We start from the raw sequence: 8,125 nt of genomic DNA, 5'->3' as shown, positions 1-8,125 counted from the left end.
GCCGGCCGGCGCCTCGCCCGATGCGGCGACCGGGGCAACGGGCGCGCCCGCACCTGTCGCGAGACCCGCCCCGCCGCCCGCCAGGACCGCGTCGACGTTGCCGAAGAACTCCCCCGCCATCCGCTTGGAGACGCTGCTGAGCATCCGCTGGCCCACGCCGCCGATCATCCCGCCGACGACCGCGTCGGCGTCGTAGGAGATCCGCGTCGAGGAGCCCTCGGGCGTGAAGCGCACGTTGACCGTCGCGCCGATGGTGCCGGGGGCGCCGGCACCGTCGAGCTTCATCACCAGCGACTCGTGCTCGACCAGGTCGCGCAGCGCGCACGACCCGGCGTACGTGCCCTTGATCGAGGCCACGCCGGCGGTCACCGTCATGGCATAGGCGTTCTCGCCCGTCGACTCGAGCCGCTCGCAGCCCGGGATGGTGCGGACCAGCACGGCGGGGTCGAGCAGCGCGTCCCACGCCTGCGCGACCGGTGCGGCCAGGACGAACTCTTGGGTGAACTTCATCGGGTCTTCTCCTCCGAGACGGGGGTGAGTTCGGTGTGGTCGTCGGCGTGGGCGAGGCGCAGCGCGAAGAGCTCGGACGGCGAGATCGGCATCGCCGTGATCGGGAAGCCCTCGGCGTCCTCGATCGCCGCGGCGAACACCGCGGCGGACGGGATCACGCCCGCCTCACCCGCTCCCTTGATGCCGAGCGGGTTGAGCGGCGAGGGCGTCTCGAGGTGGTCGATGTCGATCGTGGTCGGCACCTCGGTGACGTAGGGCATGAGGAAGTCCATGAACGAGGCGTTGAGCAGCTGCCCCGACTCGTCGTAGACCATCCGCTCGTAGAGCGCGCCGCCCACGCCCTGGGCCACGCCGCCGTGGATCTGGCCCTCGACGATCATCGGGTTGATGAGGTGGCCGCAGTCGTGGACCACGGCGTACTTGAGGATGGTGATCTCGGCGGTGTCCGGGTCGGTCTCCACGATCACCGCGTGCATGCCGTTGGCGAAGGTGGAGCGCTCGGGCGAGTAGAAGTCCTTGCCCTCCAGGCCGGGCTCGTCGTCCTCGGCCACCGGCGGCTTGCCCGGGTCGCCCACGGAGAACTGGGTGGCCGCCTTGGACGCCTCGTCGAAGGCGTAGCGCAGCGGGTTGGAGAGCACGGCGACGGTGCCGAGGTCGATCGTGGCGTCGGTGCCACGCACCGACACCACGCCATCGTTGATCTCGAGGTCGTCCTCGGACGCCTCGAGCGCCTCGGCCGCGATGCGCAGCGCCTTCTCGCGAGCCCGCAGCGAGGCGAGGTGGATCGCGGACCCGCTCATCACCGCCGCGCGCGAGGCGAAGGTGCCCACGGCGTACGGCATCTTGCGGGTGTCGCCGGTGGTGATCTCGACGTCCTCGAAGCGGACCCCGAGGGTGTCGGCGACGATCTGCGCGAAGGCGGTCTGGTGGCCCTGCCCCTGGGTGGTGAGGCCGGTCGCGACCTTGACCTTGCCGGAGGTCTCGATGTGCACGTGCGCGCCCTCGTAGGGGCCGACGCCGGTGCCCTCGACGTAGCAGGCCAGGCCGATGCCGACCCGTCGTCCCTGGGCGGCCATCTCGGCGCGGAAATCCTCGAACTCGTCCCAGCCCACCAGCGCCTTGAGCTTGGCCAGCGAGGCCGGGTAGTCGCCGGAGTCGTAGGTCAGCTCGCGGCCGTCCTGGAAGACCAGGCCGTGCTCGTAGGGGAACTCGTCGGGCTGGATGAAGTTGGTGCTGCGGACCTCCGTGCGGTCCTTTCCGAGGTAGGCCGCGATGGCGTCCATCGTCCGCTCCATCACGAAGCACCCCTGTGGCCGGCCGGCGCCGCGGTAGGGGGTGACGATGACGGTGTTGGTGTAGAGCGACTCGAAGACGACGCGGTAGTTGAGCGGCTTGTAGGGGCCGAGCAGCTGGGTCGAGGTGATGATCGGGACGATCAGTCCGTACGGCGTGTAGGCGCCGTGGTCGTGCCAGAACTCGACGTTGAGGCCGAGCAGCCGGCCGTCGTCGTCGAAGCCGACCTCGACGTGGTGGACCGGGGCGCGCTCGTGGGCCGAGGAGATGAAGTGCTCGCGCCGGTCCTCGGTGAACTTCACCGGGCGGCCCAGCGTCATCGCGGCGAGCGGCACCAGCAGCTCCTCGGGCCACGGGTGGTTGATCTTCACGCCGAAGCCGCCGCCGACGTCGGGGGTGATCACGTCGACCTTGGCGAGGTCGAGGCCGAGCTTGGCGGCGACGCAGCCGCGCACGCCGGTCGAGGTCTGGGTCGACGACCACACCGTGAGGCGGCTGGTGTCGGGGTCCCAGCGGGCCACGGTGCCGCGGCCCTCCATCGGCGTGCAGGCCGAGCGCTCGATGTCGAGCTCGAGGGTGAGGGTGTGCGGGGCGTCGGCGATCGCGGCGCGGGCGTCACCGTTCTCCTGCTCCATCCGCGCCCCGACGTTGCCCGGCACGTCGTCGTGGACGAGGCGGTCCGCCGCGCGGGCGGCGGCGATCCCGACGACGGGCTCGAGGTGGTCGTAGTCGACGCGGATCCGCGCGACCGCGTCCTCCGCGACGTAGCGGTCGACGGCGACGACGAAGGCGATCGCCTCGCCGACGTAGTTGACCTCGTCCTTCGCCAGGGCGTACTGCGTGCGCCCGTGCGTCAGCGTCGGGTGCGGGATCAGCAGCGGCAGCGGCTCGGCCATCGCGTCGGCCAGGTCGTCGTAGGTCCACACCGCGAGCACGCCCTCGACGTCGAGCACGTCGGAGACGTCGATGTCGATGATCCGCGCGTGGGCGTGGGGCGAGCGCAGCACGGCGGCGTGCAGCAGGCGCGGGTCGTCGTGGAGCAGGTCGTCGACGTAGCGCCCCTGGCCGCGGAGGAACCGCTGGTCCTCGACGCGCGCGACCTTGGTGCCGAAGAGCTTGGTGGTCATGAGCGCTCCTCGGTGATCTCAGCGGCGCGCAGGACGGACTTCACGATGTTCTGGTAGCCCGTGCAGCGGCAGAGGTTGCCCGCGATCATCTCCCGCGCCTCGTCCTCGGACGGGTCGGGGTTGTCGCGCAGGCCGGCGGTGATCGTGGTCAGGAAGCCCGGCGTGCAGAAGCCGCACTGCAGCCCGTGGCAGTCGGAGAACGCCTGCTGCACCGGCGAGAGCGAGCCGTCGGCCTCGGTCAGCCCCTCGACCGTGGTGATCTCGGCGTCGACCGCGGACACCGCGAGCATCAGGCACGAGCGCATCGGCCGGCCGTCGACCAGGACGGTGCACGCACCGCACACGCCGTGCTCGCAGCCGACGTGCGTGCCGGTCAGCCCGCAGGCGTGGCGCAGCGCGTCGGAGAGTAGCCGCCGCGCGGGCACCTGCACCTCGTGGACGGAGCCGTTGACGTGCAGCCGGACGTCGTGGACCTGCTCGGTCATGGGGTCGTCACCCTTCCGGCCCGCGAGCGGGCGTCGTCGATCGCGGCGGCGAGCACGCGCGTGGCCAGCACCTTCACCAGGTGGGCGCGGTAGTCGGCGCTGGCGTGGATGTCCTCGGCCGGCTCCAGCTCGGCGAGGGCAGCGGTGGCCGCGTCGTCGAGGTGGTCGGTCACGTCGACCACCGTCGGCACGTCGTTCACCGAGACGAAGCCCAGGCGGGCGCTCGTGACGTCGTCACCGTCGCACTCGACCAGGGCGGCCACGCCGACCATGGCGTAGTCGCCGTGCCGTCGCGCGATCTCCTCGAAGGCGACCCCGCCGCGGGGCGACAGCGCCGGGAAGAACGCCTCGACGGCGATCTCGTCGTGCGCCAGCGTCGACTCGAGCGGGCCGGCGAACAGCTCCGCTGCCGGGATCGTACGACGACCGCGCACCGACGCGACGTCGACGGATCCCTCCAGGAGCCGCAGCACCATCGGCATCTCGGCTGCCGCGTCGGCGTGCACCAGGGAGCCCACCGTGGTCCCGCGGTTGCGGATCGTCGGGTGCGCGACGTGGCTCAGCGCGAGGGCGAGCAGCGGCTGGGACGCGGCCGCCTCGGTCGAGGCCAGCACGTCGGCGTGCCGGGCGAGCGCCCCGATCCGCACCCCGGAGGCATCCACGTGGATGCCTCCGAGGTCCGGCAGGGCGTTGATGTCGACCAGCATCGACGGGGCGGCGAGCCGCATGGACAGCAGCGGGACCAGGGACTGGCCACCGGCCAGCACCTTCGCCCCCGGCTCCCCCGCGAGGGCGGTCAGTGCTTCCTCGAGGGTGGACGGACGCTGGTAGGCGAAGGGTGCGGGCTTCACGGTGTTACTGCGCCTCCCCTGTGCTCTTGTGGGCACCGGCGTCGCCGGTGTCTCCCTCGGGGTGGCTCAGGTTGCGCGTGACGCCGCCGGCGCCCTCGCCGCCGCGGCCCTTGACCATGTGGAAGAACACGATGACCAGGATCGTGCCCAGCGCGATGCCGCCGAGCTCGAAGTCGTCACCGAAGGTGAGGGTGACGCCACCGATGCCCGCGATGAGTCCGGCCGCGAGGCCGACCATGTTGACCGGGTTGCCGAAGTCGACGTTGTTCTCCACCCAGATCTTGGCTCCCACGAGTCCGATCATCCCGTAGAGCACAACCGTGATCCCGCCGAGGACCCCGCCGGGCGTCGCGTTGACGACCGCGCCGAACTTGGGGCACAGGCCCAGCAGGATCGCGACGACCGCGGCGACGTAGTAGGCGGCGGTGGAGTAGACCCGCGTCGCCCCCATGACGCCGATGTTCTCGGCGTACGTCGTGGTCGGCGAGCCGCCGAACGCGCTGGCGAAGGCGGTCGCGATGCCGTCGGCACCGATCGCGCGGCCCATGTAGGGGTCGAGGTTCTGGCCGGTCATCTCGGCGACGGCCTTGACGTGGCCGGTGTTCTCGGCGACGAGGGCGATCACGCCCGGCAGCACGAGCAGGATGGCGGTGAGGGAGAACGACGGGCCGTGAACGACGGAGACGCCGTCGGCCAGCGTGCCGCTCGGCAGGCCGATCCAGTCGGCGGCCTGGACGCCGGCCCAGGAGACGCGGTCGTGCTCGGTGGCCTCGACGGCGCCGCCGAGGACGGAGGTGATCGGGCCGAAGACCGTGTCGGCCACGAACGAGAGCAGGTAGCCGAAGATCAGGGCCAGGAAGACCGCGATGCGCGACCAGAAGCCCGGCAGCGCGACGGCGGCGAAGACCATGAAGGCCGCGGTCAGCAGCGCGATCCACTGGTCCTGCGGCCAGTAGATGCCGGCCACGACCGGGGCGAGGTTGAAGCCGATCAGCATGACGACGGCGCCGGTGACGGCGGGCGGCAGGATGCGGTGGATCAGCTCCGCGCCGGCGAAGTGGACGAGCACTCCGACAGCGGCGAGCACGAGTCCACCGACCAGGATCGCGCCCGTGACGTACGACGAGTCGTTGCCCTCGTCGAGCATGCGGATCGCCGCGACGGAGGCCACGAACGACGCGCTCGTGCCGAGGTAGCTCGGCACCCGGTTCTGCACGATGAGCAGGAAGAGGATCGTGCAGAGACCCGAGAACATGATGGCGAGGTTGGCGTCGAGCCCCATGACGAGGGGGAAGACGAAGGTGGCGCCGAACATGGCGACCACGTGCTGGGCACCCAGACCGATGGTCTTGCCCCACGGCAGCCGCTGGTGCGGGAGCACCGCTTCGCCGGGCGCCGGATCGACCACGTCCCACTTGAACATCGACATGTGCAGCCTCCAGATTTTGCAGGGGTGGGTACCCGAGAAACCACAAACTAGTGCGCCACATCACACACCCTCACTGGCGACATCTGCCGAAGGAACGCCGGGTGTGATGACAAGTTCTTCGGCGGGTCCACCCGACCTCGTACGCTCCGCGGCATGGGTCTCCCGCTCACGGTCGAGGACTGGCCGTCCCCTCCGACCCGCACGCAGCGACTCCTCCTGCGTCCGCCGGAGCAGTGGTTCGGCGTACGGCAGCCGGGCTGATGCACGTCCGTCGGGCGACCGCCGCGGACGCGCCCCGCCTGTCGTACGTCGCCGAGCAGGCGTACTCGGCCTACCTGCCGCGCATGGGTGGGAAGCGTCCGGGGCCGATGGACACCGACTACGCGGCTGCCGTCACGGGGACCGAGGCGTGGGTGGCCTCGGTGGACGGGGAGGTCGTCGGCTTCCTGCTGCTGGTCGCCGAGGACGACGGGATGCTCCTGGAGAACGTCGCCGTGCTGCCGTCGCACGCAGGCAGGGGCATCGGGCGTGCGCTGCTCGTCCTGGCCGAGGAGCGCGCCGTCGGCGCCGGCCACTCGCGGATCAGGCTCTACACGCACGAGACGATGGTGGCGAACCAGGCGCTCTATGAGCGCATCGGCTACGTCGAGACCTGCCGGGCGACCGCGCACGGGTTCACCCGGGTCTTCTACGAGAAGACGCTCTGACCTCAGGCGGGCGAGAGCATCGCGCCGTCCACCCACATCTCCACGATCGCCCAGCCTCCGTCGTCCGGCGTGGCCACGCAGATGCGCCCGTCGAACCTGTCCTCGATGCGGCGCCAGCCCAGGAGGAGGGCGGCCTGTCGACCGTAGGGGCCGTCGTACCACGCGTGCTTGAGCAGTGGCGGCTGGATCTCGGCCGCCTGCTTCGGCTCCCCGACCTGGCGGGCGCGGGTGGCCGCGACCCGCTCGGCGAGGTTCTCGGTGCGTTCGGGGCGCGTCCGCCTGTTCATCCCGCCGGCCATTCCGGCAGCCTATCTCGTGTTAGAACAGAGTTGCGAATAGTAGTCAGCACGAATAGCATGGGGGCACGTTCCATGGAGTGACCGGGTGGTCGATGGCCGGGCTGGTGGGGCGAGTTGCGAGGGTGACGTAATAGTCCGGGTGCCCGGGCCTCCAGGAGCGACGACCGTCAAGTGTCACGCGCGTGCGTGGCGTACGTCGTCGTCGTCGGAGGAGGCAGCCTCGTGGGTCATCCGATCGTGGCCGTGGTCTCCGACGTCCGTGCCCTGTTGAAGGCGGTGGCGGGGGCGAACCCGACCTTCATGAGCGTCGAGGAGAAGGCGACGGCGCTGACGGAGCTGGTGCGGGCGGAGGGGCAGCTGGCCGAGCTGCGGCTGCGGGTGCTGGCCGGCGCCGGGGACCTGGCCGACTCGACCGGGGCGAAGGACGCCGCGGCGTGGCTGGCGCACCGGACCCGGACGCGGTTCGGCGACGCGCGAGCCGACCTCGCTCTTGCCTCGGCGTTGGATCGGGAGCTTCCGGTGCTGGCGGCCGGGATGCGCGACGGGGTGGTGACCCTCGACCAGGCGCACGTGATCCGCCGCGCGCTCGCCGCGCTGCCCTCGTCCGTCGAGGCCGAGACGGTCGCTCGTGCCGAGGCCCACCTGGTCGAGCGGGCCGGTGAGTTCGGGCCGAAGGAGCTGGGCCGGATCGGACGCCGGATCCTCGACGTCGTCGCCCCCGACATCGCCGAGCAGGCCGAGGCCGAGCGCCTCGCCGCCCTCGAAGCCCACGCCGCCGACCGGACCCGGATGACGATGCGCAGGCTCGGCGACGGGACCACTCGCATCTCCGCACTGGTGCCCGACGCGACCGCGACCCGCCTCGCGACGTACCTCGAGGCCTTCACCAACCCCCGCGCGAGCCGTGACGACCAGGCCCGCGCGGGCGGCTCCGGGGACCCGTTCACCCGGCTGCCCTACCCCAAGCGCCTCGGTCAGGCATTCGGCCAGCTCCTCGAGACCATCGACCCGACCCGGCTCCCCGTCCACGGCGGCGACGCCACCACCGTCATCGTCACCATCCCGCTGGCCTCCCTCAAGGCCGACCTCGCCACCGCCGACCTCCTCGGTGCCGGCCTCGTGCCCGGTGACGACCTCACCGGCGACCGCATCACCGCCAGCCAGGCCCGCCGGCTGGCCTGCACCGCGAAGGTCCTCCCCGCCGTCCTCGACGGCACCAGCCTGCCCCTCGACCTCGGCCGCGCGAAGCGGCTCTTCACCCCCGCCCAACGCAAAGCACTCCTGCTCCGCGACCAGACCTGCCGCGCCGAACACTGCGACACCCCCGGCACCTGGTGCGACGCCCACCACCACGACCCCTGGCACCACGGCGGTCGAACCGACCTGACCAACGCGGTCCTGCTCTGCCAGCACCACCACCACCG

The 8,125-nt window shown here is 71.5% G+C and carries 8 protein-coding genes; 2 read left to right on the top strand and 6 right to left on the bottom strand.

Translation table 11 applies throughout. The annotated features are described in order from the left end of the window. From JWN97_RS14045 to JWN97_RS14025, 5 genes are all read right to left on the bottom strand, one after another. Positions 1 to 510 (bottom strand): carbon monoxide dehydrogenase subunit G (locus JWN97_RS14045; protein ID WP_297623672.1); only part of this gene is annotated, 510 nt, incomplete at its 3' end. Beyond that, the gene (cutA, locus tag JWN97_RS14040) at positions 507 to 2,930 is read right to left on the bottom strand and encodes an aerobic carbon-monoxide dehydrogenase large subunit (protein WP_297623660.1); all 2,424 of its coding nucleotides are present in this window, start codon (positions 2,928 to 2,930) and stop codon (positions 507 to 509) included. The genes JWN97_RS14045 and cutA, both read right to left, overlap by 4 nt. Continuing rightward, positions 2,927 to 3,415: a (2Fe-2S)-binding protein gene (locus tag JWN97_RS14035; protein ID WP_297623657.1), complete on the bottom strand. Its 489-nt coding sequence runs from the start codon at positions 3,413 to 3,415 to the stop codon at positions 2,927 to 2,929. The genes cutA and JWN97_RS14035 overlap by 4 nt, the downstream gene beginning before the upstream one ends. Beyond that, a complete protein-coding gene (locus JWN97_RS14030; protein WP_297623655.1) occupies positions 3,412 to 4,266 on the bottom strand; it encodes an FAD binding domain-containing protein in 855 nt (284 codons plus the stop codon). The genes JWN97_RS14035 and JWN97_RS14030 overlap by 4 nt, the downstream gene beginning before the upstream one ends. A gap of 4 nt (positions 4,267 to 4,270) precedes the next feature. After that, on the bottom strand, positions 4,271 to 5,695 hold the full coding sequence (locus JWN97_RS14025) for a solute carrier family 23 protein (protein WP_297623652.1): 1,425 nt from the start codon (positions 5,693 to 5,695) through the stop codon (positions 4,271 to 4,273). Between the two features lie 260 nt (positions 5,696 to 5,955). Here JWN97_RS14025 and JWN97_RS14020 point away from each other — a divergent pair, with 260 nt between their 5' ends. Beyond that, on the top strand, positions 5,956 to 6,402 hold the full coding sequence (locus JWN97_RS14020) for a GNAT family N-acetyltransferase (protein ID WP_297623649.1): 447 nt from the start codon (positions 5,956 to 5,958) through the stop codon (positions 6,400 to 6,402). A 2-nt stretch (positions 6,403 to 6,404) separates the two neighbouring features. Here the strand turns inward: JWN97_RS14020 and JWN97_RS14015 are convergent, their stop codons facing one another. Further along, on the bottom strand, positions 6,405 to 6,701 hold the full coding sequence (locus tag JWN97_RS14015; protein WP_297623646.1) for a hypothetical protein: 297 nt from the start codon (positions 6,699 to 6,701) through the stop codon (positions 6,405 to 6,407). A gap of 222 nt (positions 6,702 to 6,923) precedes the next feature. Here JWN97_RS14015 and JWN97_RS14010 point away from each other — a divergent pair. After that, the coding region (locus JWN97_RS14010) for an HNH endonuclease signature motif containing protein (RefSeq protein WP_297623643.1) at positions 6,924 to 8,125 on the top strand (1,202 nt) is incomplete at its 3' end.

Source organism: Nocardioides sp. (assembly GCF_025965415.1).
Lineage (GTDB): Bacteria > Actinomycetota > Actinomycetes > Propionibacteriales > Nocardioidaceae > Nocardioides.
Note: the sequence above shows the minus strand (reverse complement) of the source record. Positions and strands in the feature narration are given on the sequence as shown.

Bases quoted from the DNA above. Each gene is read 5' to 3' on its own strand.
- JWN97_RS14035 (WP_297623657.1), bottom strand. From the start codon at position 3,415: ATGACCGAGCAGGTCCACGACGTCCGGCTGCACGTCAACGGCTCCGTC.
- JWN97_RS14015 (WP_297623646.1), bottom strand. From the start codon at position 6,701: ATGGCCGGCGGGATGAACAGGCGGACGCGCCCCGAACGCACCGAGAAC.
- cutA (WP_297623660.1), bottom strand. From the start codon at position 2,930: ATGACCACCAAGCTCTTCGGCACCAAGGTCGCGCGCGTCGAGGACCAG.
- JWN97_RS14020 (WP_297623649.1), top strand. From the start codon at position 5,956: ATGCACGTCCGTCGGGCGACCGCCGCGGACGCGCCCCGCCTGTCGTAC.
- JWN97_RS14025 (WP_297623652.1), bottom strand. From the start codon at position 5,695: ATGTCGATGTTCAAGTGGGACGTGGTCGATCCGGCGCCCGGCGAAGCG.